The 25418-nt window shown below is 51.7% G+C and carries 16 protein-coding genes; 8 read left to right on the top strand and 8 right to left on the bottom strand.

Annotated features, from left to right (window positions below):
- Nucleotides 1-54 precede the first annotated feature (54 nt).
- Nucleotides 55-615: a Uma2 family endonuclease gene (locus IXB28_RS10415; protein ID WP_215618681.1), complete on the top strand. Its 561-nt coding sequence runs from the start codon at nucleotides 55-57 to the stop codon at nucleotides 613-615.
- 27 nt (nucleotides 616-642) lie between these two features.
- On the opposite strand, the gene IXB28_RS10410 is transcribed toward IXB28_RS10415, so the two are convergent.
- The 4 genes from IXB28_RS10410 to IXB28_RS10395 all read right to left on the bottom strand — a co-directional run bounded on the left by IXB28_RS10410 (nucleotide 643) and on the right by IXB28_RS10395 (nucleotide 6017).
- A complete protein-coding gene (locus IXB28_RS10410; protein ID WP_215618517.1) occupies nucleotides 643-1044 on the bottom strand; it encodes an ExbD/TolR family protein in 402 nt (133 codons plus the stop codon).
- 159 nt (nucleotides 1045-1203) lie between these two features.
- Nucleotides 1204-3843 carry an alanine--tRNA ligase gene (gene alaS, locus IXB28_RS10405; protein WP_215618516.1) on the bottom strand — a complete coding sequence of 880 codons (2640 nt, stop codon included), beginning with the start codon at nucleotides 3841-3843 and terminating at the stop codon, nucleotides 1204-1206.
- Between the two features lie 766 nt (nucleotides 3844-4609).
- Complete coding sequence (locus IXB28_RS10400; RefSeq protein WP_215618515.1) at nucleotides 4610-5302, bottom strand: ATP-dependent Zn protease; 693 nt, start codon at nucleotides 5300-5302, stop codon at nucleotides 4610-4612.
- 145 nt (nucleotides 5303-5447) lie between these two features.
- Nucleotides 5448-6017 carry a pentapeptide repeat-containing protein gene (locus tag IXB28_RS10395; protein WP_215618514.1) on the bottom strand — a complete coding sequence of 190 codons (570 nt, stop codon included), beginning with the start codon at nucleotides 6015-6017 and terminating at the stop codon, nucleotides 5448-5450.
- A 487-nt stretch (nucleotides 6018-6504) separates the two neighbouring features.
- On the opposite strand from IXB28_RS10395, the gene IXB28_RS10390 reads away from it, so the two are divergent.
- The 3 genes from IXB28_RS10390 to IXB28_RS10380 all read left to right on the top strand — a co-directional run bounded on the left by IXB28_RS10390 (nucleotide 6505) and on the right by IXB28_RS10380 (nucleotide 10841).
- A complete protein-coding gene (locus tag IXB28_RS10390) occupies nucleotides 6505-7041 on the top strand; it encodes a rhomboid family intramembrane serine protease (RefSeq protein WP_246559734.1) in 537 nt (178 codons plus the stop codon).
- 425 nt (nucleotides 7042-7466) lie between these two features.
- Nucleotides 7467-8036, top strand: coding sequence for a hypothetical protein (locus IXB28_RS10385; protein ID WP_215618512.1), 570 nt, complete (start codon nucleotides 7467-7469; stop codon nucleotides 8034-8036).
- 162 nt (nucleotides 8037-8198) lie between these two features.
- Nucleotides 8199-10841, top strand: coding sequence for a cation-translocating P-type ATPase (locus IXB28_RS10380; RefSeq protein WP_215618511.1), 2643 nt, complete (start codon nucleotides 8199-8201; stop codon nucleotides 10839-10841).
- 129 nt (nucleotides 10842-10970) lie between these two features.
- Here IXB28_RS10380 and IXB28_RS10375 read toward each other — a convergent pair whose 3' ends face one another.
- A complete protein-coding gene (locus IXB28_RS10375; RefSeq protein WP_215618510.1) occupies nucleotides 10971-12413 on the bottom strand; it encodes a fasciclin domain-containing protein in 1443 nt (480 codons plus the stop codon).
- Nucleotides 12414-12815: 402 nt separating this feature from the next.
- Here IXB28_RS10375 and IXB28_RS10370 point away from each other — a divergent pair, with 402 nt between their 5' ends.
- Nucleotides 12816-13661 carry an alpha/beta fold hydrolase gene (locus IXB28_RS10370; RefSeq protein ID WP_215618509.1) on the top strand — a complete coding sequence of 282 codons (846 nt, stop codon included), beginning with the start codon at nucleotides 12816-12818 and terminating at the stop codon, nucleotides 13659-13661.
- A 410-nt stretch (nucleotides 13662-14071) separates the two neighbouring features.
- Nucleotides 14072-14278: a hypothetical protein gene (locus IXB28_RS10365; protein ID WP_215618508.1), complete on the top strand. Its 207-nt coding sequence runs from the start codon at nucleotides 14072-14074 to the stop codon at nucleotides 14276-14278.
- Between the two features lie 30 nt (nucleotides 14279-14308).
- Here the strand turns inward: IXB28_RS10365 and IXB28_RS10360 are convergent, their stop codons facing one another.
- Nucleotides 14309-14671 (bottom strand): hypothetical protein, encoded by a 363-nt coding sequence (locus IXB28_RS10360; RefSeq protein WP_215618507.1) that lies wholly within the window; start codon nucleotides 14669-14671, stop codon nucleotides 14309-14311.
- A gap of 277 nt (nucleotides 14672-14948) precedes the next feature.
- Between IXB28_RS10360 and IXB28_RS10355 the strand changes: the two genes are divergently transcribed.
- Nucleotides 14949-17423: an ATP-binding protein gene (locus IXB28_RS10355; protein WP_215618506.1), complete on the top strand. Its 2475-nt coding sequence runs from the start codon at nucleotides 14949-14951 to the stop codon at nucleotides 17421-17423.
- A 20-nt stretch (nucleotides 17424-17443) separates the two neighbouring features.
- Here IXB28_RS10355 and IXB28_RS10350 read toward each other — a convergent pair whose 3' ends face one another.
- On the bottom strand, nucleotides 17444-18337 hold the full coding sequence (locus tag IXB28_RS10350) for an alkaline phosphatase family protein (protein ID WP_215618505.1): 894 nt from the start codon (nucleotides 18335-18337) through the stop codon (nucleotides 17444-17446).
- A 22-nt stretch (nucleotides 18338-18359) separates the two neighbouring features.
- Nucleotides 18360-19751, bottom strand: coding sequence for an FADH(2)-oxidizing methylenetetrahydrofolate--tRNA-(uracil(54)-C(5))-methyltransferase TrmFO (gene trmFO, locus IXB28_RS10345; RefSeq protein ID WP_215618504.1), 1392 nt, complete (start codon nucleotides 19749-19751; stop codon nucleotides 18360-18362).
- Nucleotides 19752-19890: 139 nt separating this feature from the next.
- On the opposite strand from trmFO, the gene IXB28_RS10340 reads away from it, so the two are divergent.
- Nucleotides 19891-25389, top strand: coding sequence for a trifunctional serine/threonine-protein kinase/ATP-binding protein/sensor histidine kinase (locus IXB28_RS10340; RefSeq protein ID WP_215618503.1), 5499 nt, complete (start codon nucleotides 19891-19893; stop codon nucleotides 25387-25389).
- Nucleotides 25390-25418 lie beyond the last annotated feature (29 nt).

Raw genomic sequence — 25418 nt, 5'->3', positions numbered from 1 at the left:
GCACGGCCACCCAGGACCTACGCTACAATACATCCAATGCTTCCTGGTTTAACCATGACCCAGGCCATCCCCAAACCCCTTACCCTCAATAATTTCCTGACGCTGCCAGAGACCACTCCGGCCAGTGAATTTATAGACGGCAAAATCACCCAAAAGCCAATTCCCAAAGGCAAACATAGCCGCCTGCAGCTAAAACTCTGCAACACCATCAACGCAGTGACCGAAGGCTCCCAAATCGCCTATGCCTTCCCAGAACTGCGCTGTAGCTTTGGCACCCGCTCCATTGTTCCCGACATTGCCGTTTTTCGCTGGCAAAACATCGCCCTAGATGATGACGGCGAACCGCTGGATAACGTGACTCGTCCCCCCGATTGGACCATCGAAATTCTCTCACCGGACCAAGCACAGAACCGTGTTGTCAACAATATCGTTTACTGTTTGCAATATGGCTGTCGTCTCGGCTGGCTAATCGACCCAGCCGATCGTTCCGTCGCCATCTATCAACCCGATCAGCTACCCACATTCCACGAGGGGCCAAGCCCGTTGATCGTGCCCGAAACTATCGCGTTGGCCATTACCGCCGAGCAATTATTTAATCTGTTAAAAATGAATTGACCAGGCATGTGCCGATGGCGGGCCGTGTTACGGCTGCTGCGTCGCAATGCCCAACCGCACCCCATCAATATTCCGAATCCGATCCATCGCCGCCACCACCACCCCATGGGGCGTCGCCGCATCCGCCCGCACCGTCACCATGGCAGGCTGCCCCGGTGCCACCAACGCCTGCACATCCGCCGGCAAATTCTCCAACGATGCGGGCCGGTCCCCCAAAAACAACTTCCCCGCCGCCGAAATCGTCAGCGTCAGCGCCGCCTCATCCTGGGCCGTGGAGGTTTCCGCCGTTGGCAAAGTTACCGGCAATCCCTCTGCCCGCGTCAGATACAGCGTAGACAGAATAAAAAATGCCAGGATGGCAAACACCACATCGATCATCGGCACGATGTTAATGGTCAAACGCGACTCTTCTTCAGGAGGCAGTTGCATAACACGGAGGGTGGGCACGGCCCACCTGACAATGAATAAAGGTGCTGTTGCTAGAAGGTGGGCCGTGCCCACCCTACAACGCGACAAAACAATCAACACCATGGACGAACTACTGCTTGCATCCCCTCTCGGGAGGGGGCCGTTCGGGCGGGGTGTGTTTTAACCCAACGCCTCCTCCAACTGACTCTTCGCTACATCCAACGCCTCAGGCAACTTCGTCGCATCGCGACCGCCCGCCTGGGCAAAGTTGGGCCGCCCGCCACCGCCACCGCCGGTGATTTTGGCGATGCCGCCGATAAATTTGCCTGCCTTTAGTCCCTTTTCCATCACTGGCTTGCTAAATGCCGCCACCAGGCTCACCTTGCCTTCTGCTGGAATCGAACCCAGCACCACGGCCCCGTCCCCTAGCTTTTGCAGCAATCGCTCCGCCGCTGTCTTGAGCGAGTCGGCATCCACCTCGCCCATGTTGGCCACTAGCACCTGGAAGTCGCCCACGGTGGCCGCTTGATCCAATAATTGGTCGGACTTGAGCAGGGCCAGTTCGGCTTTGAGGCCATCGACGGTTTTTTGGGTGGTTTTTAACTCGGTCTGTAGGTTGGTGATCCGGTCCACCAGTTCCTCGGGCTTGGCCTTAAACCGATCGCCCAGGTCTTTTACAATCTGGTCGCGCACGTTGAGGTATTCCAACACCGCCGGACCCGCCACCGCTTCGATGCGGCGCACCCCGGCGGCAATGCCCGCTTCGGCAATAATTTTGAACACGCCGATTTCGGCGGTATTACCCACGTGGGTGCCGCCGCATAGCTCCATGGAAACGCCGGGGAAGTCGATGACGCGCACTTCGTCGCCATATTTTTCGCCAAACATGGCGACGGCTCCCTTTGCCTTGGCGGCGTCGATGGCCATCACTTCGATGTGGGCACTGTGGGCTTCGGCAATCCAGGTGTTTACCTGGGCTTCCACCTGCTGCACCTCATCAGCGGTGAGGGCCCTGGGGCAGTTGAAGTCGAACCGCAGCCGGTCAAAGCTGACCAATGAACCGGCCTGGGAAATGCCGTCGTCTACGAGCTTTTTGAGGGCGGCCTGGAGCAGGTGGGTGGCGCTGTGGTTGGCCTGGGCCCGACGGCGACAGGCGCGGTCGATTTGGGCGCTGACGCTGTCACCCACGGTCAGGGTGCCGCGCTCCACTCGGCCAATGTGGATAAATAGGCCGTTGTCTTTTTGCACATCTTCGATGCGCACCACCAGGGCATCGCCGGAAAGATAGCCGCGATCGCCAATTTGGCCGCCGGACTCGGCATAGAAGGGGGTTTTATCTAGCACCAGCTGCACATCGGTGCCGGCTTCGGCGGTGTCGACGGTTTCGCCGTTGGCCAGGATGGCTTTGACGGTGGCCTGGCTGGTGGCGTCGGTGTAGCCCAAAAAGTCGGTGGAGTCGATGCCTAGCTGGGCCAAACTGCCCTGGGCCATGAGGTCGATGGTTTCGTGGGCGCTCTTGGACCGTTCCCGCTGGGCGGCCATGGCGGCTTCGAAGCCGTTTACATCCACGGTGATGCCGTTTTCTTCGGCCACTTCTTGGGTGAGCTCCAACGGGAAGCCAAAGGTGTCGTATAGCTCAAAGGCTTCATCGCCGGAAATTTGCTTGGGCTTACGCTGTAGGATTTCCGCCAGCAGCTTTTCGCCCCGCTCTAGGGTTTTGAGGAACTGGGCTTCTTCGCGCTCTAGTTCGGTTTTGATGACGGTTTCCCGCTCTCTCAGGTCAGGATAGGCGGATTCACACAGGGCGATCGCACTTTCCGCCACGTCATTAATAAAGGCCCCTTCGATGCCCAGCAGTCGCCCATGGCGCACCACCCGACGGATTAACCGACGCAGGATATAGCCCCGACCCACGTTCGAGGCGGTGATGCCGTCGGAAATCATATGCACCACGGAGCGTACGTGGTCGCCAATCACTTTGAGGGATACCTTGGCGGCGTCATCCTGTTTGAAGTAGTCCACCTTGGCGATGTCCGCCGCGGTTTGGATGATGGGGAAAATTAGGTCGGTTTCGTAGTTGTTAGGCTTTTGCTGCAAAATTTGGGCCATGCGTTCTAGGCCCATGCCGGTGTCGATGTTCTGGGCATCTAGCGGCGTCAGGTTGCCGTCGGCATCCCGGTTGTATTGCATAAATACCAGGTTGTAGAACTCGATAAACCGGGTATCGTCTTCGAGATCAATGTCGTCATCCCCCAGCTCGGGGTGGAAGTCGTAGTAAATTTCGGAGCATGGGCCACAGGGGCCAGTGGGGCCAGAGGTCCAGAAGTTGTCTTCCTCATCCATGCGGATGATGCGCTTTTCGGGGACGCCCACCTGGTCGCGCCAGATGGCATAGGCGTCGTCATCTTCCCTAAATACGCTGACCACTAGGTTTTTGGGCGCTAGCTTAAACACGTCGGTGGAGAGTTCCCAGGCCCAGGCGACGGCCTGTTCTTTGAAGTAGTCGCCAAAGCTAAAGTTGCCCAGCATTTCAAAAAATGTATGGTGGCGGGCGGTGCGACCGACATTTTCAATGTCGTTGGTGCGGATACATTTTTGTGATGTGGTGGCCCGGTCTACGGGGGATTTACGCTGCCCTAGAAAGATGGGTTTGAAGGGCAGCATACCCGCAATCGTTAGCAAAACCGTGGGGTCTTCGGGTACCAGGGAGGCGCTGGGCAGGATCTTGTGCTGCTTACTTTCGTAGAACTTTAGGAAGGCTTGGCGGATTCCTGCGCCGGTGGTGACGGATTTTTTTAACCCAGGCTTTGACGTAGACATTGGTTGTGGGCGCGCTCGGCGGACTTAAGGGTTTGCTAAATGGCTATTTATCCACAGTAGGGGAAAAATTAGCGTTGTTGGTAGTGGGTTACTGCTTTTGGGGATGGGACAGTCGGGAAATTGGCCGATGGTCCGAATCTAGGGGATGGGACCCTATGGAGGCGCAGCAACGCCGGTTTTAACTATCCATTCTGACTGATGTTGTATCAAGTTTGGTGAAACGGCAATGGTTTTGTTGTTATTTGTTGGGTGCCGTTGGTGAGGGGTAACGCACCATGATAGCAATTAGCTCAGGCGGAATGCGGAAGTCGGAATGCGGAAAGGCAGGGCGGTGCTCTGAACTTTGGATTTCTGGGGAAATCGTTCCACTTATTTCTTTCTGGGGAAATCGTTCCACTTATTCGTGGGGAAATCGTTCCACCTATATGTTGGTACTTCCGTTGGGAAAACAGGGGTATACCAAAGCCGAATTTTAGGGAGCCCGGTGCAAACCAATGTTATGGGTGCACGTCCCTGTAGATGCCCTTCGATATTGGGCGCTATCGGTCAGGATTTTGTATGACTTGCGGCTGTTTTAATTTTTTAGCGTGGCGCTGCCCTAGGCTTTCGCGGTTTGCAGGTGCTGTTCGATCAGGTCGCAGCATTCGTGCTGCCCTAGGCTTCCGCGGTTTGTAAGTGCTGTTCGATCAGGTCGCAGCATTCGTGCTGCCTTAGGCTTCCGCGGTTTGTAGGTGCTGTTCAATTAGGTCGCAGCATTCGTGCTGCCCTAGGCTTCCGCGGTTTGCAGGTGCTGTTCAATCAGGTCGCAGCATTCGCAAACGGGTTTCCGTTCGGCCATGGCGTCGATCAGGGCGCTGTAAGCGTCGGGTTGTTTTTCGATTAGGGTTTTGGCTTGTAGGGTGGACCAGCGTTGTTTGAGGGGAACTTCGGCGAGGGGCCGATTGATTTGCTGCCACAGTAGGTTGAGCTTGATGCAGTCGTCATGGCCACCTTCTGCTTTGCCATAGGTGATTTCTTCGGCGGCGATGCCGGCCATCCAGACGGTGCAGTAGCGGTCGATTTCTTGCTGGCTGATTTTGCCGATTTTGACGGCCTGGTCGATTTCGTCGGTTTTGAAGATCACGCCGCCGGTGCCGTCAATGCCTGCTTTTAGGGCTTCCCAGGCGGTGAGGGTGTAGGCGTCGATGGGGATGCCCAGGAGGTAGGCGGTGAGGAAATGTCCGGCTTCGTGGCGGACGATGCGATCGCAATATTCTGGCGAGCGCTGCGATAGCCAGTCGATGAGTAACCGGCCACCGCGACCCTGCCAACCCAGTTGGTCAATGGTCACCAACCCCAACAAGGTTGCTGTTACCGTGGCTAATCCTTCTGGTGAGATGGATAGCAACGGACCTAGCAAGATCAGCATCGTCACCGAAAATACGGAAATGGCGATGAGATTAAGGGTGATTTCACTCATTGATTCCAGCGGAGGGTAGGAAAAATTAGGGTAGCGGCGACAGCCGAACAGTATCGGCATGGGGGAGTTATGAGTTCGGAATTTTGAAGTCGGAAGTCGGAATCAGGATACGTTCCGAATTCCTAACTCCGACTTCTGAACGTATCTAGCAGTTGCGATCTCCCACGGAGCCATCGGGTAGCACGGTGTCGCAAATAATGGCCTCTGACCAGGTGGCGCCCCGTAGGTTGGCACCTTTGAGGTTGGCACCCCGCCAATCGGCATTACCAATTATGGCGGCTGTGAGATCTGCATTTTCTAAGTTAGCGCCCTGGAGGTTGGCGCCATCAATGTTGGCCTGGGTTAGCACCACATCGACCAGGTCCGCTCCGCTCAAATCGGCACCCTGTAGGCGAGAGCCGTTCATGGTTGCCCCCTCCAGGTTGGCTTCAGTCAGGTCAGCCCCTCTAAGTTCTGCCAACATCAGGTTGGCTGCCTGCAAATTACTTTTACTCAGGTTGGCATCGCTTAATTCAGCCACCTTGAGATTGACACTGGCAAAGTCTTGGCCAGACAGATCGGCTTCACTCAAGATACACACCGGACAATCCTTAAGCTCCAGCAGCATATCCACATCGTCTTGCAAATAGGCCCAGCTGGGAGCTGCAAATCCCAGTACCCCTAGCACCACTATCAGTGCTGCGCTAAGTTTGGCCACCAACGATTTTACGTTCATCCTTTTTCCAACTGTGATTATTCAGACTGCTGACGCTGATGCCCTGGCAAGCCCTTGCATCAGCAACGCTAAAGTATTCTCCCATCCATTGACGGTCAGATTAAACTCTGGCCGCTGTCATTTAGTATTACAGCTCCTTCACATCTGTGCCTGGTATCGGTATAGAAGATCACCCAGCCCTGCAGATGTAACGCCATGTTTTGCTTTTTATGTGGATGTCAACTTTTTTGTGTGCTTTTTACGCGAATTTAAGTAAAGTTAAGTACAGCTATCTATCTACTTGGAAGTATCTCAAATTTCTCGGGATATCATCTTGGGTGTTTCTACTGTCAAATTCAAAAAATTTGTAGCAGTAGGTTTTACGTAAATGACAGGGGTTAAACAACAACTGGTCCTTATCTATATGATATTGGGAACGGTCATTGTCTCAATGTTTGTTCCCATTGATTGGCAGTCCCAGGCAAAGGTTCTGAGGGATTGTATTGTTATGGCTTGGGTAATTGGCATTGTGAATTTTGCCTACCTGGGTGGCGGCCTTAATCGGTTGCTGGGCATTCGTCCTCGGGAACCTTTGGGTCTGCTGGGTATTATTTTTTCACCAATTCTTCATCGCAATGCGGGGCATTTAATTGCTAATACCTTGCCCTTTGCGATTTTGGGGTGGCTAGTTTTGCTGCAGGGGGTGGATAATTTCTATGCGTTGAGTGTTGTTATTCTCCTGGTGAGTGGTCTGGGTACCTGGTTTTTGGGGCGTCCGGCCATCCATTTGGGGGCCAGCGGTCTGATTTTTGGCTATTTGGGTTATCTAATTGCCCGTGGGTATTTAGAGGTGACGTTGCTAACCATTGGCCTAGCGTTTATTGTCATGCTGCTCTATGGCGATCAGGTCTGGAATATGTTTCCTGATGCCGATATGACAACCCTGTCTTGGGAAGGCCACATGTTTGGCTTTTTGGGTGGGGTGTTGGCCGCTTCTGATCCGGCGGTGGTAGAACAGGTCGGCGTGTTTTTGGCCCAGCTGTAGGCTCGTTGTTTTAGGCGCTGTCGGTGCTGATGTAAGCAGGCTGTAGTATTTTGCGCAGTAGTTACTGTTGCCCCTGCCGCTGATTGTTTGTAAAACTTTAATCCTCTTTATATGTTGACGCTCCGTTTGAGATCGCCCCGGTTGGTTCGTGGGTAGGTAGGGGCGGAGAGCGTGGCCCGCTATGCCAGTTAGAATGCTGGCATAGCGGGCTCTTTTGTTTTTCGGCAGGATTGGTTTAATCAATCTGTCGAGTCATCTAGCTTGGTCAATAACAAGAAGAATTGGATTGTGTAAAGTTTGTGTATACGTGCCTGGGCTGATAGTTTTTTAACGCTGCCTATGCATATAAGTGCAAACTCATCCCATATTCATTTTTGTAGCCTAACGTTAGAGCAGGTTCATTACGTTTCAGTGGGGTATCCACCATGAAAGCTGTTGCAATTGCTAGTGTGCTTATTTCTCTCGGTGCTGTGGTCAGTCCTGGCCTGGCCCAAGAAACCACCCCTGGGTCTGCTAATCCAGTTGTTGTTGCCCAGGCAGCGCAGTCCCTGGATACAGTTATTCGCAACGATGATACGCTCTACCTCAACAAAAATGAGGTGCATGAGTACAATTTACGCCTGCAGGACCGTACCGCTGTAGATGGTCGGTTTTTGCCAGCGGGCAGCATTATCCGTGGTCAGTTTGAGCCGGTGGACGGTGGCTTGCGCTATGTGGCCGATTCCGCAGAGGTGGGCGATCGCATCTTTACCCTAAGTGCCGTTTCCGAAACCCTCACAGACCGCAAAGACCCACGCCAGACCGATACCGACGATATTATTGAAGATGCGGCCATTGGTGCTGCCGGTGGTCTGATTATCGGTGAAGTTCTGGGGGATGCTGACCTGTTAGAGGTGTTGGGCGGTGCAGCGGCGGGGGTCGTTGTTGGTAATGTGACCGCGCCAACCGTAGTTGTTATTGAGCCAGATCAGTCTATTTTGCTCTATCAAAACTAGCCTGGCGTTACGATTTTCCATAAACACTAAACCCCATACTTCAGGTGCTTCGGCGGCTGAAGTATTTTCTTTTGGAAAAGGCTATAACCCTTTATGGATCAGGGCGTTACACTGGAAATCTACGACAGTGAAACAATTTCACTCCCTATATGGTGAGCGGCCGTGAGTCATTGGTATCAACTGGATCCTAGTGTGGTTGTCCAACAGGTGAATAGCCATGGTCAAAATGGTTTGACGGCGGCAGCTGCCCGTGAACGGTTGCTCAAACATGGGCCAAATGAGCTAGCGACAACAGCGGCAAAGTCTCTTTGGCAGGCCCTATGGGAACAGTTGCGAGAACCGCTGGTGTTGATGCTATTGGCGGCGGCGGTGATTTCTGTGGCTGTGGGGGATATGCGGGATGCGATCGCAATCCTGGCCATTGTTATTTTTAATGCGGTGCTGGGGCTGCGCCAGGAATATAAGGCCGAACGGGCCATGGCCGCCCTGAAAAAGCTGGCGGTGCCCACGGTGCGGGTCAAGCGGGATGGCCAGGTGCAGGCATGCTCCATGGCGGACTTGGTGCGGGGGGACCTGGTGTTGCTGGAGGCCGGTAACGTTGTCCCCGCAGACGGACGGCTGCTCGAAACCGCTAACCTGCAGGTGCAAGAATCCGCCCTCACCGGCGAATCTGCCCCCGTGGATAAACGGGCCAGTGCCGTGTTTGCCGATGAGCAAGCCCTCGGGGACCGCAGCAACATGGTGTTCCACAGCACCACCGTCACCCGTGGTCGGGGCACCCTGGTGGTGACCGAAACCGGCATGGCCACCGAAATTGGCCACATTGCCCGCATGCTGCAGTCGGTGGAGGCCGAAGCCACCCCCCTACAAAAGCGGCTGGCCCAGTTGGGTAAGTACCTGGGGGCGGGTGCGATCGCCATCTCCCTGGTCATAGCCATCCTGGGGCTGGTCCAGGGAGAAACCTGGCGACAGATGCTGCTCACGGCGGTGAGTGTGGCGGTGGCCGCCGTGCCCGAAGGCTTACCCGCCGTGGTCACCATCGCCCTGGCCCTGGGGGCGGAACGCATGCTCAAACGTCAGGCCCTGATTCGTCATTTGCCTGCGGTGGAAACCCTCGGTTCTGTGACGACCATCTGCTCCGACAAAACCGGCACCCTCACCGAAAACCGCATGACCGTCACCGTGTTGGATGTGGCCGGGCAGCAGGTACCGCTAAATAATGGAGCCGATTCCCCATCCCTTAGTTTGCTATTGCTCAGCGGCGCCCTGTGTAACGATGCTGCCCTAGATAACCACCAGGTTGCCATGGGCGACCCCACCGAAACGGCCCTGGTTACCGCCGCCGCCGAGGCCGGGTTGCCCAAACACAAGCTAGACCATCTGTGGCCCAGAATTGACGAAGTGCCCTTCGACTCCGATCGCAAGCGCATGACCACCTGCCACCGTTGCGATCGCCCCTTGCCCCCACCCTGGCAATCCCTCTGGCAGCGAGTGGTCCCCCCCAACACCACCGCCGTTATCTTTAGCAAGGGCGCCCTGCAAAGCCTAATACCCACAGTGGATCGGGTGTGGCTAGACAACCAGGTACAAGTGCTCACCGATGACCTCCGCCAGCGGATTTACACCGCCCACGATCAGCTGGCCAACCAGGGACTGCGGGTATTAGCCCTGGCCTTTCGTCCCCTATCCACGGTGCCCCATCGCCTAGAAGAAAACCTAGTGTTTCTCGGCATGGTGGGGCTCATGGACCCCGCCCGGGCCGAAGTCAAAGCCGCCATTGGCCTTTGCCGTACCGCCGGCATCCAGGTAGTCATGATTACCGGCGATCATCCCCTCACCGCCCAGCACATTGCCCAAGATTTAGACATTTCTAGCCATGGTCTGCTGACCGGCCAAGCCCTCAGCAAAATGCCCGCCGAGCGGTTGGATATTGTGGCCGAGCGTACCAGCGTCTATGCACGGGTGACACCGGCAGATAAACTACGCATCGTTCAGACATTGCAGCTGCGGGGGCACATTGTCGCCATGACGGGGGATGGGGTGAACGATGCCCCCGCCCTGAAACAGGCGGACATTGGCGTGGCCATGGGCATTACGGGTACCGATGTGGCCAAAGAAGCGGCGGATATTGTGCTCCAAGACGACAACTTTGCCTCGATTGTGGCAGCAGTGCGAGAAGGGCGGGTGATCTACGACAACATTCGGAAGTTTATTAAATATACCCTGGCGGGGAATGTGGGCCAGCTGTGGCTGTTGTTGTTGGCTCCGTTTTTGGGCATGCCCATTCCGCTGGTGCCCATCCAGATTTTGTGGATTAACCTAATCGCCGATGGCTTGCTGGCGGTGGCCTTAAGCTTTGAACCGGCTGAACAAGGGGTAATGCAGCGGGATCCCTATCGACCCAATGAGAGTATCTTTAGCCGCGGCATGGGTAAAGACATTCTGTGGATTGGGTTGTTGTTGGGCGTCGTGTTAATCCTGGTGGCCCATGGCTATTGGTCTGGGGGCAATCCGGCCTGGCAGACCATGGTGTTTACAACGCTAGCGTTTTCGCGCATTGCCCTATCGGAGGCGGTGCGATCGTCTTCAGAGTCGTTGTTCAAGATTGGGCTGTTGTCAAATAAAAAACTGCTGGGGGCAGTGGCGTTGACTTTCTGTTTGCAGTTGGGGGTGGTGTATGTGCCAATGTGTCAGCACATATTTTCGACGGTGGCATTGGCCCCCACTGATTTGGGGCTGGCATTGTTGTTGGGGACAGTAAGTTTTTGGGCGGTAGAATTGAAAAAGTTTTGGATTTCTCCCTAACCCCTACATTAGATTTGTGTTATCGCTGAACCTTGAGAGGCGTTCAATCTTCCTGAAATTCAGAGAACTTGCAGGGCAGGCAACCGTTTTCAAAGGATGCTTGCCCTGCAAGTCTAACGGCTAACCCTACTAAACAAACTGAATGCTCGCAGTCACATCATCGACCGATGCATTAAACACATCCGCCACCAATTCTCCCTTACTTTCATTACCTGCAAAAATCCACGTGCCGCCGTTTACGGCCTTAAACGTGTAATCCCCCATGGAGCCGCTTAGCTGGATAATATCCGCACCTGCCTGGAAGTCAACAATGTCAGCAAAGTCTAGATACTCATGTTCCGCGTAAAAACTACCGTGGGCATCCCCAAGCACAAAAATATCATCCCCACCCCCCCCAACGAGACGGTCAATGCCAGCAAAACCCACTAACCGGTCAGAGCTATCTGTCCCCAACAGATGATCGTTACCGTTTGTCCCCGGTACAACATTCAGCTCATTGCCAGGAATATCCAGGGGAATCAGTACCCGATCAATCCCTTGAATGATGCCGTTACCGGTTTGCACATCGGTGAGTGCATCAACAAACTTGGGGTCAATAATGTCTGGCTCATTGTCGATCAGAAAATTGCCATTGGGGGTGAGGGTGGCCCCGTCTAACAAAGTGCTAATAGAGTCGGCAATCTGAATATCTTCCAGAGTCTTTGCACCTGCCGAAACATGGTATTGCAACACAGCTTGCAATACAGGAATTGGGTCCCCCTCACCTAACTCAGTCAGGGCACCAACGATGGCATTAAAGGCACCGGGTTCATCACTACCCTCAAAGCCCAAGTCTTGGGCTAGCTGGATAAAGGCCGCATCTGTCGGAGCAAAAACTGTCAGGTCTGCATTTGGATCGGCTACAGCCGCAGTCAGTCCGGCGGTTTCTAGGGCCGTTAATAGGATGTCAAAATCCTGATTATTGTCGTCAAAAGTGCCACCGCTCTGCGCTACAACATCGGCAATGGTAGCTGGCAGCGCAGGACTAGGCGCTGGCCCATTACCAGGAATATCTAGGGGGATTAGCACCCGGTCGATACCCTGGATGATGCCGTTATCGGTTTGAATATCAGTCAGTGCTTCGATAAAACTAGGGTCAACAATATCTGGCTCATTATCGATAAGAGAGTTGCCATTGGGCGTTAGTGTAGCCCCGTCTAACAAAGTGCTAATTGAGTCGGCAGCTTGAATATCTTCCAGAGTCTTTGCATCTGCCGAAACATGGTATTGCAACACAGCTTGCAATACCGGAATTGGATCGCCGTTGCCCAAATCAGTTAAGGTTCCGACGATGGCATTAAAGGCTCCGGCTTCATCACTACCCTCAAAGCCAAGGTCTTGGGCTAGCTGAATAAAGGCGGCATCCGTAGGGGCAAAAACTGTCAGATCTGCGTTTGGATCTGCAACAACATTGGTGAGGTTAGCCGTTTGTAGTGCCTGGAGCAGGATATCAAAGTCCTGGTTATTATGGTCAAACTCGCCACCGCTTTGAACCACAATGTCGGCAATGGTGGTTAGAGAGTTAGTAGTCATGCCTGAGTCTTCTCCTAATGTTGTTGACGATTAAGCAGCAAAATCTGCACCACTGATGAACAAACTGCTGGGAGCAGCTGTTCGTCATCAGCCGTGGCCTGATCTATTGGTGTGATTGCTAACTAAATATCTGTACGGGACCGTCCAGACTTTGGATTTATTTTTTTTGCCCAGACCAAAATATTCCAACAAGCTGTCTGGCAGAGTGCCATCACTGGCGGGGCACGAATTTAACCGATCATCTTGGCTAGGGTAGACTTCAAAATTCCGAATTCAAAATTCCGAACCCCATTGGATTGCGCCCCTAGTTGACCCCAGTTAATTACCGATTGAGTCCGAGCTTGCCAGTGATTAACTGAGCCTCAAATGGCATGATGAATAGGCATCTACCCCCATGATGTTATGGCTATTCGTAAAACTGTTTTCCTAAATCGCATTAACCTGTCTTATCTCGACTGGGAAACCGATGGTGAGCCCATTTTGCTGCTCCATGGCTTAGCCGATCATGCTTTGGGCTGGTCAGCGGTGGCGGATCAGTTGGCCCAGACCTATCAACCCATTGCCGTGGATATGCGAGGCCATGGGCAAAGCGATAAACCCGATGGCGGGTATGACTTTGATACGGTGGTTAATGATCTGGTTCAGCTGATGGATCACCTGGGCTGGGCAAAAGCGCATATTGTGGGACATTCCTGGTCGGGGAAGGTGGCAACCTACTGGGCCACGCGGCAACCCGAGCGATTTTTGTCTATGGTGCTGGTGGATCCCATTTTTGTCTATGGTATGCCGGGCATTTTTCGGCTGACGTTTCCTTTGTTTTATGGCACGCTACCGTTCCTAAAAGGGATGGGGCCGTTTGAAACCTGGGATGATGCCATTGACCAGGGTAAGCGGATGAAACAATATCGTGCCTGGAATGATTTGCAAGCGGCTGTCTTCCGAGAGAGTTTGGAAGAGAAACGTGATGGCAAGATAGGTAGTAAATTTACCCTAGAAGCGCGGGATGGCATTTTTGATGCGGTGCTGAGAGTGCCAGGATTGATTGGGGATATTCAGGTGCCTAGCTTGTTTATGCAGCCAGAAGCAGGGGTGAACCGGTTTGACTGGCAGCTAAAACCCTATCGGAAATATTTGAAAAACCTAGCCACAGAAACAATACCAGGGAATCATTGGGCATTCCTGGTGGAGCCAGATGCCTTTTATCAGTCCCTGAGTAAATTTCTTGCGGTGCATCCTCAGTCTTTGTAAAAGCTGACAATATTTTAAGCAGCCTATGCCAGCCACCATGGGGCATGGCCAAATTTTCTAGACTGTATGGTCAGATTGTAAAGTCCTCTTTATAAAGAATGGTCAGATTTTAAGCTATGGCTAAGATGATCTTGATTTAATACGGGCTGGCTGTGTAAATTCGTTTGTGAACCGATGGTCGAGATTTTTTAGTCGTCTAGGTTTAGACGGTAAAAGTATGCCAAGGAATATCTGTTTTCCGAGGCCTTGAGCTACTACTGACGTGTGTTAACTACGCTGTTCTTGGGCATGCTCTAGACAAGGTTATAGACCCCATGGGTGCAGAGGTAGGTCTATGTTTTACGCCTGTGGGGTTGCAAAAATAATGCCCATGGCGAATGCGCAACAGGTTAAGGCTAATGCTAACAAGAATGATAAATGCTTTAGGATTCGCAGCGACTTTGATCGCCGCTGTGGGTCTGGCGTTGTTGTGGTTAATGCTAGGGTTTGATCGACAGAAAAATATGATTGTCACTGGTGATGGGGTGTTTGGCTCAAGCCGTCAGTATGCTGACATTGATGGCCAGACGATGTTGGGGCAAACGGCCCATCGGTCGATGGCCTCGCTGTTAGGCTAGTATTTTCTGTTAATGTGTGGATCCACGTTGTTAACTGAGTATTCTCACTGTACTATCTTCTGTTGCCCACCATCTGGGTACGTCTGTGTGGTTTGAAAATGCTGGGTAAATATTGGTGAAGTTGCCTAGTGAATGTTGTAAATGTAGTTCTTTTGATATCCAAACAGATGAGCTAGAAGTGGAGCTAGGTGGCAGTAAAATGAGGGTGTAGTCAGCCGTTGCTGATAGATGGGCGAGAAACGGAAACATGGCATCTGCTATTGGGAAAGTCTCTCGACAGATTAACGTGACGGTTTCTCCATTTCTGCGCAGTTTCTGGGCGTGTTTTTCTGCCGCGGCAGCGGAGCTGGTTTCGTGGGCAATGTTAATTTTCGCCATGGAAGAGGATTTCATTTCTATCAGTTGCTGTTCTTTGGGGTAATGGGAGCTCATCTTTGTGAGCCGGAAAGATCTTTTTTGAAAGTTGAAAATTCCATGGGGACTTCATGTTTTTAAGCGCTTGTTTTAATTGTTGAGAAGTTTCCTGATCTCCTGTGGATCTTATATTCTAGGCGCTAGGGCGATCGACCTTTTGGTAAATAAATATTTGATCTGATTTTGAAACAATTCTGTAGATATCAGGTCCATTAATCCTATGTACAACAACGGACCATTTTGCAGGATATAAAGTATGAAGCAAAAATTGATCATACTTTCGGCGACTGCCGGTGCACTAATGATCTGGGGGGGACTACTTTTTAAAGGCCGCTCCATTCCCACTGGAGACCATGTCACATATAAAGATGCACTAGCTAAGCAACTGCAGTATGACCTTGGTGTCAACCAGGCTGTATTAGAAGTGCGTCAGACATTGGACCCTGATCATGCATCCTTAGCCGAAGCTCTAACGCAGACGGAGGCCTCTCGCCAGAGTCTGCAGGCGCTACCTGCGTTGTTGAATACTCAAAATGATCAGGCCACTCAACAGCTGTGGCAGGTTGTAGAAACTAGCAATCAACTGCTGGAAGAAAAGGCATTGCTATCCGAGCAATTTCAGGTTGAGCATGGGCAGATAAAAGAGTCTCTCGCGAAGATGTCTGCTTTGCTAGGGCAGGTCAATGCAGACGGTGCATTGGGGCAATCCCTTACGCATTTGGTTGATCAGGCCTTAGTCTATGGCCTGTCGGCCGATGCGGCGGCGGCTGACCTGAGTGCCACCATTAGTCAAGTGCAGGCACTGGCGGGGAAGCAGGCAGGGCAAGGTGACATTGGTGCTATTCTGCAGCAGGCCAATGTGGTGTTGGATAGGAAGCCCCAGGTCGATCAGTTGACCCAATCCCTTTTGGCTGTGCCCACGACTGAGCAGTTGCAGTCGTTGATGGCAACCTATGAGTTGACCTATCAGCAAACTACGGTTCGTACTCGATGGTTTCAACTGGCAGCGATCGCCTGGGGGTTAGGCATGCTGGGAGCTGCGGCCTATGGTTGGCAGCTGAAAAAACAATTTTATCGCGTTGAGAAAATCGCTGATACTCTGTTTGAGAGTATGGATGATGCCTCTGTGGACGTGGATCATCAGTGGATGATTACGAGTATTAACGCGTCTGCGCTGGAGGATTTGAATCAGCGGCCAGAAGATTTGATGGGAAAACAGTTGTGGTCTGTGTTTCCTAAGGAGTTGGGGCAGGAGAAAAAACATTATTATCAGCGGGCGGTTAGTCAACAGGAGACCCTGACGTTTGAGACGCGATTGTATGCCCAAGAGCGCTGGTTGGAGCTGAGTCTAACTCCGACGGCGACGGGGCTGTCCATTGTCTGGCAGGACATTAGTGATCAGAAACGGGCAGAGTTTCAGCTGGCATTAAGCCTAGAGGCCAATGACGAAGCCTTGAAAAAGGCGGATGAGGCGCGTCAAAAAGCGGAAGCAGAACGGCTCAAGGCAGAACAGGCCAACAAAGCGAAAAGTGATTTTCTGGCTAATATGAGCCATGAGCTGCGCACGCCCCTAAATGCCATTATTGGCTACAGTGAGCTATTAGAGGAAGATGCTCAGGATATGGAGCAAACGGAGTTTATTCCTGAATTGAAAAAGATTCAGGATGCGGGCAAACATTTGCTGGGTTTGATTGATGGTGTGTTAGATCTCTCTAAGGTAGAAGCGGGACAGATGGATCTGCATCTAGAGACCTTTGAGGTGATGCCCTTAGTGAAGGATGTGGTGTCTACCATTCAACCGGTTGTTGTTAAAAGTAACAACAATTTGCAAATCCAATGTTCCCAGACCATTGGTAAGATGCGGGCAGATGCGGTGAAGGTGCGGCAGAGTTTGTATAATCTCTTGAGCAATGCCAACAAGTTTACCCATAATGGCACCATTACCTTAAGTGTTGATATCAGTATCATCGGTAAGATTCCTTGGATTACGTTTCAAATTCAGGATACGGGCATTGGCATGCTGCCCGACCAGCTAAAGCGTGTGTTTAATGCGTTTGCCCAGGCGGATTCGTCTACTACGCGCAAGTATGGCGGTACGGGGTTGGGGCTAACCATCACGAAACAGTTTGTGGAGATGATGGGGGGAACGGTGGATGTGCAAAGTGAAATGGGGGTGGGTACCACCTTCACTTTGCGTATTCCTAAAACTGTTCAAATGGTTGAGCCTGGGGGGGGTGGTGTAGAGAACCCTGTGGAAAGCCCTGTGGAGGAACCGGTTGGCAGTAGCGCCCATGGGTTGGACCGGCCGCTGTCCCTTGATGCGGCGGTGAAGGTGCCAGAGTTGCCGGGGGATGACTGTTTAGGCTGTGTGTTAGTGATTGATGATGATTTGGAATCCTGTGATGTGGTGCGCAAAATCCTTGCCAGTGAGGGATACTTTGTTGTGTTGAGCCACAATCACCAGGCGGGGTTACAAATGGCAGAACAGTTGATGCCTGACATTATTCTTTTGGATGTGGTGACGTCGAAGGTAGATGGCTGGGAAATGATTAAAACACTTAGGGATAACCCGGTGCTTGCTAAAACGCCTTTGATTTTGCATACGATGCAGGCGGATGAACCATTGGGAAATTCTCTTGGGGCAACAGATTATGTGTCTAAACCGGTGCAGTCGGAGGACTTGCTGACGGTTGTTGAGAAATACCGTCCCCAGCATTTGTATGCTTGTTAAGGGGAGGGCGTGCCAGCCCTTTAGACCTGGGCCAGAATCGCCGGGGTAATGTGTGTGAGGTCTTGCACATGGTCAAAGGCTTGGGCTGCTGGACCCACTACCCATAGGGGCACCGCATTATGGGTGTGGCATTTGCGAGATAGGTCTTCCACGTTGCCGTGGTCGCTGACGACGATTAGGGTGGTGCTGGGGGATAGGGCGTCTAGTACAGCGGTAACAAACCGGTCAATGCGTTGTAGTACGTCCATGGCGCGCTGGTAGTTTTGGGCGTGGCCTGCGTAGTCGCTGAGGTAGCATTCAAACAGGGTAATGGTGTGGTGGGCGCCCAGGTTTGCTAACCATTGGCCGGCTGTTTCGGGTGAGATGGGGGCGGTGGCGATGCCGCGATCGCACGCAATATCTCCCGTAATATCCCAAAAGATGGCTTCGCCCTGTTCGTATTCATATTGCATCCGGAAGGGTAGACCGGCGGTCATGTTGAGCAGGGTGCACACAGAGTAGCGCCACCGACGCTGGGCAATGGCTTCGAAGTAGGCGGGGGAATAAAGATTGGCCAGGGTGGCGGTGCCGCCTTTTTTCATGACTTGTTTGAACAACCCATGGGGTTCGATTAGCCGCCGCAGGGAGCCATTGGCAAACCCGGTTTGGTGTTTGCCGCGAAATTTGGCGGCGTTGTGGCCGGTGTAGATGGTGGTTTGGCCAGTGGCACTTTGGGGTAAACCGGGAACGCCCAGGGTGGCGTCAATGGGTTTGAGTAGAAAATTGGGCCGTTGGATCTGGATCTGTTCTAGCCAGGGCTGGCCGCATAGCGATCGCACCCGTGGCATGGCCTCTGGATCGGCCACCGGGTTATGGGCCCCAGCGGTACCTAAACCGAGGCCGTCTAAAAACAACAGGATAAAGTGGTTATCCATGATTTCGGTGAATTGGGCGGTGCTACGCGGTGGCTAAGGCGAGTTGTTTTAACTGGATTTGGTTGGCCTCGGCCCAGGTTTGGAGGTCTGAGAAACTGCGATCGCGATACTTACCATAGCGCTCCCGCTTATTGCGAATCCGTTCAGGCAGGGCCGGAAAAATACCAAAATTAGGCGGCATCGGCTGAAAATGCTTCGGTTCCGCCGAGCTAATAAAGCCAAACAGCGCCCCCACCATGGTAGTTACCGGCAACGACACCAGCGGCAGACCCAACACCGACCGGGCCGCATTGGTGCCCGCCAACCAGCCCCCGGCACAGGCGGCAGTATACCCTTCGGTGCCCACCAGCTGCCCCGCCGCAAACAAATTCTCCCGCCTGTGGAACTGCAGGGCGCTGCTCAACAATTCCGGCGAATTAATAAACGTATTGCGGTGCATCACCCCCATGCGCACAAACTCCGCATTTTCCAGCCCCGGAATCATCTGGAACACCCGCTTTTGCTCGCCCCAGCGCAGGTTCGTCTGGAAGCCCACCATATTCCACAGCTGGCCACCCTTATCCTCCTGGCGCAGCTGCACCACCGCATAGGGTTTTTTACCCTTATTTTCCGGCGCATCAAACGCACCATAGCGATCCGTATCAAACAACCCCACCGGTTTCAGAGGTCCATAGCGCATGGTGTCCTCCCCCCGGCGGGCCATCACCTCAATGGGCAAACAGCCCTCAAAAAACTTCGCCGTTTCCCGTTCAAAGTCCTTCAGCTCCGCCTGTTCCGCCTCACACAGCGCCGTCCAAAAGGCCAGGTACTGCTCTTTGTCCATGGGGCAGTTCAAATAGGCCGCCTCCCCCCGGTCATAGCGGGAGGCCATAAAGGCCACATCCCGATTGATCGATTCGCCGACAACAATGGGGCTAGCGGCATCAAAAAAGCTCATGTAGTCCTGGCCCGTAAACCGGCGCAGGTCCGTGGCTAGGGCATCGCTGGTGAGGGGCCCCGTGGTCAGCACCACCGTACTGTCGTCGGGAATGGACTGCACTTCGTCGCGACGCAGCTCGATCAGCGGATGCTGCTCCAGGGTTTCCGTTAGCTCCCGGCTAAACACCGCCCGATCCACCGCCAGGGCTCCCCCCGCTGGCACCGCATTCTCGTCGGCTTTAGCAATCACCAATGACCCCAGCTGCCGCAGTTCCCCATGGAGCAGCCCGGAGGCCCGATCCGTGGCCTTGGCCCCAAAGGAGTTGCTGCACACTAGCTCCGCCACATGCTCCGAATGGTGGGCCGGGCTGCGCTTCACCGGTCGCATTTCGTGGAGGATGACCGGGATGCCCGCCTGGGCAATTTGCCAGGTGGCTTCGGTACCAGCCAGGCCGCCGCCGATAACGTGGATGGGATTACGTGCAGGAACTGTCATCGTAAAAGTGTTGAGATCGATTAATTATAGAGTTGCACGGCTTGAGTTGACCAAAAAGTTAGTTAGCTTCAAGGGCAAGAACGATAACTCGGATGTTGGGAAATCTAGAGCTACCACGATTGTTTTAATTTTTCAGGATATGAACACTGCTGTTAAATCATTTCTTTCCCATCAACTGACTGACTACACCGTTACAGAAATGATCTACCAGGGGACTCGAACCACAGTCTACCGAGCTGTAGAAACAGCCACCCAACAGCCCGTGGTGATTAAAGTCCTGACTCAGCAATATCCAAAATTTTCAGAACTCGTACAGTTCCGCAATCAATATACGGTTGCCAAAAATTTACCCTTATCAGGCATTGTCCGCCCCATCGGTCTGGAATCCATCGGTAATGGCTATGCCCTGGTAATGGAAGACAGGGGAGGCGTTGACCTAGGACAGTTTGTTAAACAAAAAACCCTTAAACTCTCTGAGATCCTCAGTATCGCAACCCAATTGGCGAATATTCTCCACGAGCTTCATCAGCATCGAGTAATTCATAAGGATATTAAGCCCGCCAATATTCTAATTTATCCAGAATCTAAACAAGTCAAACTAATTGACTTTAGTATTTCCTCGCTGTTGCCCAAGGAAACCCAGGCTATCCAAAATCCCAAGAGCTTGGAAGGGACCTTGGCCTATATGGCCCCTGAGCAAACTGGCCGCATGAATCGTGTTATTGACTACCGCACGGACTTTTACTCCCTGGGGGTGACGCTGTACCAACTGCTCACCGGTCAACTCCCCTTTCCCACCGCCGATCCGTTGGAATTAATCCATTGCCACATGGTTAAGTTGCCTGCACCTGTGGATCAAGTCGCCCCGGAAGTGCCCCCCATGGTGGGGACAATCGTGGCCAAACTGATGGCTAAAAATGCTGAAAACCGCTATCAGAGTTCCCTTGGACTTAAATCCGATCTCCAGCAATGCCTGGGGCAATGGCGGTCACACGGGAAAATTACCGCATTTAAATTGGGCCAGCGGGATGAGTGCGATCGCTTCATGATCCCGGAGAAACTCTATGGCCGTGAACAGGAAGTCCAAACTTTGCTAGATGCCTTTGAGCGGGTTGCCCAAGGTAATTCAGAACTCATGCTTGTGGCAGGTTTTTCCGGCATCGGTAAAACAGTCGTCGTTAATGAAGTCCACAAGCCGATTACGCGACAAAAGGGCTACTTCATCAAAGGTAAATTTGACCAGTTCAATCGCAACATTCCATTTAGTGCCTTTGTCCAAGCGTTTCGCACCTTGGTGGGTCAACTTTTAGGTGAATCTGATGCGGCCCTTACCCAATGGAAGACAGATATTCTGAATGCAGTTGGAGACAATGGGCAAGTCATCCTGGAGGTGATTCCCGAACTAAAAAATATCATCGGGGAACAATCTGCACTATCAGAACTGTCTGCCAGTGCTGCACTCAATCGATTCAAACTGGTATTTGGTAAATTCGTGCAGGTGTTCACCACAAAAGAGCACCCTCTGGTCATCTTTTTAGATGATCTTCAGTGGGCTGATTTAGCCTCATTGAACTTGTTGAACCAATTAATGGTCGAGGCTGAGTTCGATCCGCAAACAGGCTATTTGCTTGTGTTGGGAGCCTACCGGAACAATGAGGTATTCGCGGCTCACCCACTAATGCTGACCGTTGAGAATATTAGTCAGCATATCCCCGTCAGCACCTTGGATCTTGCCCCCTTGGCCCAGCCGGATATTGTTCAGTTAGTGGCCGATACACTGCGGTGTCCCATCAACCTTACTGACCCCTTGGCCCAGTTGATCTATAAAAAGACCCAGGGCAACCCGTTTTTTACAACCCAGTGTTTGCAGGAATTACACGCGGAAAACTGTATTAACTTTGACAGCGATGCAGGGTCTTGGAACTACAACTTAGCTCAAGTTGAACAACGAGTTGCAACAGATGATGTGGTTGTTTTTATGATGGGGCGATTGAGGACATTACCATCCGAAACGCAAGGGGTACTAACGTTGGCTGCTTGCATGGGTAACCAGATCAATTTGGAGACTCTGGCAATGGTGTGTGAAAAATCGCCCCATGATGTTGCCGAACAACTATGGATCGCTCTGCGGGAAGGGTTTCTGATTCCAGAATCAGGGCACTATAAGTTCTTTTATGAAAATAGAACCCTTAACAAAATAGCACCTGATATTACCTCAAAAACTATTCAACATAACAAAGCTCAACCAACTATAATCTACCGCTTTGCCCATGATCGAATCCAGCAAGCGGCGTATTTACTGTTGTCTGATGAGGCGAGGATTACGACCCATGTCACCATTGGTCAATTGTTGCTAGCCAATACCCCCACAGAAGACTTAGATGCCGTCATTTGTGAAGTCGTATCTCATCTCAATGTAGGAATCAAACAACTGAGTACTGAACGTGACATTAGGGCCTTGATTCAGCTGAACCTTCAAGCTGCGGACAAAATGCTTGAAGTGACCGGCTACTCCACTGCACTGGACTGTATCCGAGCTGCTCTGGAGTTACTCCAAAAACTGGGCAATGACATTTGGAGTGTGGACTATAACCTGGCATTGACGCTCTATGAAAAAGCAGCAGAATCAGCCTACCTGAGTGCTGAATTTGAACTCATGGAAAGCTGTATCCAAACAGTGTTAGACCATGTGCGCACACCCCTGGAGACCGTAGGCATTTACAAAACAAAAATTCAGGCCCAAACGGCCAGCCGTCAGCCCCTACTAGCGGTAGAAACGGCAATTCAGATCCTACAGGCCTTGGGAGCAAACATTACCCTGCAGCCCTCCCCCTCGGATGTTGAAGCTCTCTTAGCTAAAACTCAAACGGCCCTTGCCGGTAGGACTATCAAGGATTTACTCAAACTCCCCCACAATCAAACCTCTGACCAATTGGCCATGATTGAAATTTTGGGAGCGGTGCATTCAGCCGCATTTTTTGCTGCCCCCCAACTGATTCCCATTGAAATTTGTACCCGCATGAACATTTGTTTGGCGTATGGTAGCGCCCCGGAATCAGCCCACACTTACGCAGACTATGGCTTGCTGTTATGCGCCGTCTTAAATGACATTGAAACCGGGTACCAATTTGGTGAGTTAGCCCTGGCCATTACCGAACAGTTTCCCAAATCGGGCTTACAGGCCAGGGCTAAAGTGGTTCACTACATGACAGTCGCCCACTGGAAAGAAGCCCTAAGAGATTTCCTAAATCCGCTTGAACAGGCCTATCAGGAAACGCTTGACTCAGGTGATTTAGAATTTGCTGCCTACGGCGCGTTTTTTCTTTGTGCCACATCATTTTTGGCGGGGCTGAACTTAGACGACCTGCGATCGCTCATTCCGCCTTACTGTCAGGCAATTGCCAACATTCATCAAGAGTCGCAATTGGGCTGGAGTCGCATTTACAGTCAGGTGGTGGCGAAATTAACGATTGGGGATCCACAGCCCTGGATACTGACAGATTCATCGTTTGATGAATCTGAGGTCAGCTCTCGATATCAAGCCGCAAGTGAAGGTATCGGCCTATTTGTTTTGTATAGCAACAAAATGGTTCTAGCTTATTTATTCGAAGAATTAAGCTTGGCAAGCGAATATGCTGATATAGCCCGACAGCATGCGCCTAGCGCTACAGCTATGGTAATGCAACCATTATTCTTTTTTTACGATTCCCTTGTACAACTAGAACAATGTGTTGATTTAACTAGCCTAGACTCTAATAGAGACTCTAGCAGAGAACACACAGATTTACTGTTGCAACGAATTGCTGAAAATCAAGAAAAGTTGAAACTGTGGGGACAACATAGTCCGGCTAACTATCAGCATAAGTACGAGTTAGTTAAAGCCCGAACGTACGCTTATCTGCATCAGTATGCTGATGCCATAGATTGGTACGATAGGGCCATTGCCGGAGCCAAAGCAGAAGACTATATTCAAGAAGAAGCCGTTGCTAATGAGCTTGCAGCTAAGCTCTACCTAGGGTGGAAAAAAGAAAAAGTTGCTGCAGTCTATATGCAAGAAGCCTACTATTGCTATGCACGCTGGGGAGCCAAGGTAAAAGTCGCTGACCTAGAAATCCGATATCCTGAACTATTAGAACCGATTCTGCAACCACCAGCGGCGGCAGGGGATATGTTGACCACCCTGATGACTATCGCTGCACCAGAGGATTCCGTTCATCCTGGCACACGCCACAGTTCCAAGAACACAAGTCTGAATGAGGCTCTAGATTTTGCCAGCATCCTCAAAGCCTCCCAAGCACTGTCTGGCACTATTCAACTAGACGAGCTGCTGTCTCAACTGACCCAAATTATTCTCCAAAACTCTGGGGGCAATAGCTGTGCGCTGGTTTTACCGACGGAACAAGGAGAGTGGCAGGTACAGGCAACGGCTAGCTCTGAACAAACAAGACTTCAGACTGTTCCCTTGGCCAATAATCCAAATTTACCAGTCAACCTGATTCAATATGTCAAAAACACCCAGAAAACATTGGTCATTAATGACTTAAAGACTGACTTACCGGTCATTGATGACTACCTCAGAAAGCATCGACCCAAAAGCATATTATGTTTACCCTTACTCAACCAAGGACATCTAATTGGCATTTTATATCTCAACAATCATCTCACCAGTGGTGCATTTACTAAAGACCGTATTTTAGTACTCAATTTTCTCTGTAGCCAGGCCGCAATTTCTTTAGAGAATGCCCGCCTCTATCAACAATCTCAACACTATGCTAAGCGATTAGAACAGTCCCAGCTACAGCTTGTCCAACAGGAGAAAATGGCTACGCTGGGCAACTTAGTCGCAGGGGTGGCCCATGAAGTCAACAATCCCATTGGCTTTCTTAACGGTAGCGTTGAAAATGCAAAAGACTATATTCAAGATCTGTTTGATCATCTAGATACCTATCAATCGCAACAGCCCCCCAATGAAGCAGTACAAGCTAGTGCAGAAGAGGTTGATTTAGACTTTCTCCTGGAAGACTTTCCTAAGCTATTAAACTCAATGCAAACTGCCGCTGATCGGATTACAGATATCAGCACCAGTCTCCGTACATTTTCTCGGGCCGATACAACCCAAAAAGTCAGCGTCAATATTCACGAAGGACTCGATAGCACCCTGTTAATTCTCAAATATCGACTTAAAGCGAATGAACACCGTCCAGCCATTGAAGTGCTTAAACACTATGGTGATGATTTATCTGAAATCAACTGTTTCCCGGCACAGCTGAACCAGGTATTTATGAATATTCTGGCCAATGCCATTGATATGTTTGATGAAATGGCAAATCACATGACCTTTGAAGATTTGGAGAAGACTCCTCAGACAATCACTATTAATACTGTTGAGTTAGCTGAGTATGTGGAAATTCGAATTTCAGACAATGGTACTGGGATGACGGATGAGGTGCAATCCAGGATTTTCGACCATTTGTTTACGACCAAGGAAATCGGCAAGGGGACTGGATTGGGACTTGCGATCGCACATCAAATCATCGTCGAGACCCACGGCGGCAGTTTAGACGTACAGTCTGAGCTAGGACAGGGCACCGAGTTTCAAATTCGAATCCCCCTAGAGGATCCCCCTAGTCCTCTTTAGGGAATCCTGCACAAGTACAAGACACCGAA

The sequence above is a fragment of the Leptothoe kymatousa TAU-MAC 1615 genome, assembly GCF_018739865.1.
Taxonomy (GTDB): Bacteria; Cyanobacteriota; Cyanobacteriia; order Phormidesmidales; family Phormidesmidaceae; genus Leptothoe; species Leptothoe kymatousa.
Note: the sequence above shows the minus strand (reverse complement) of the source record. Positions and strands in the feature narration are given on the sequence as shown.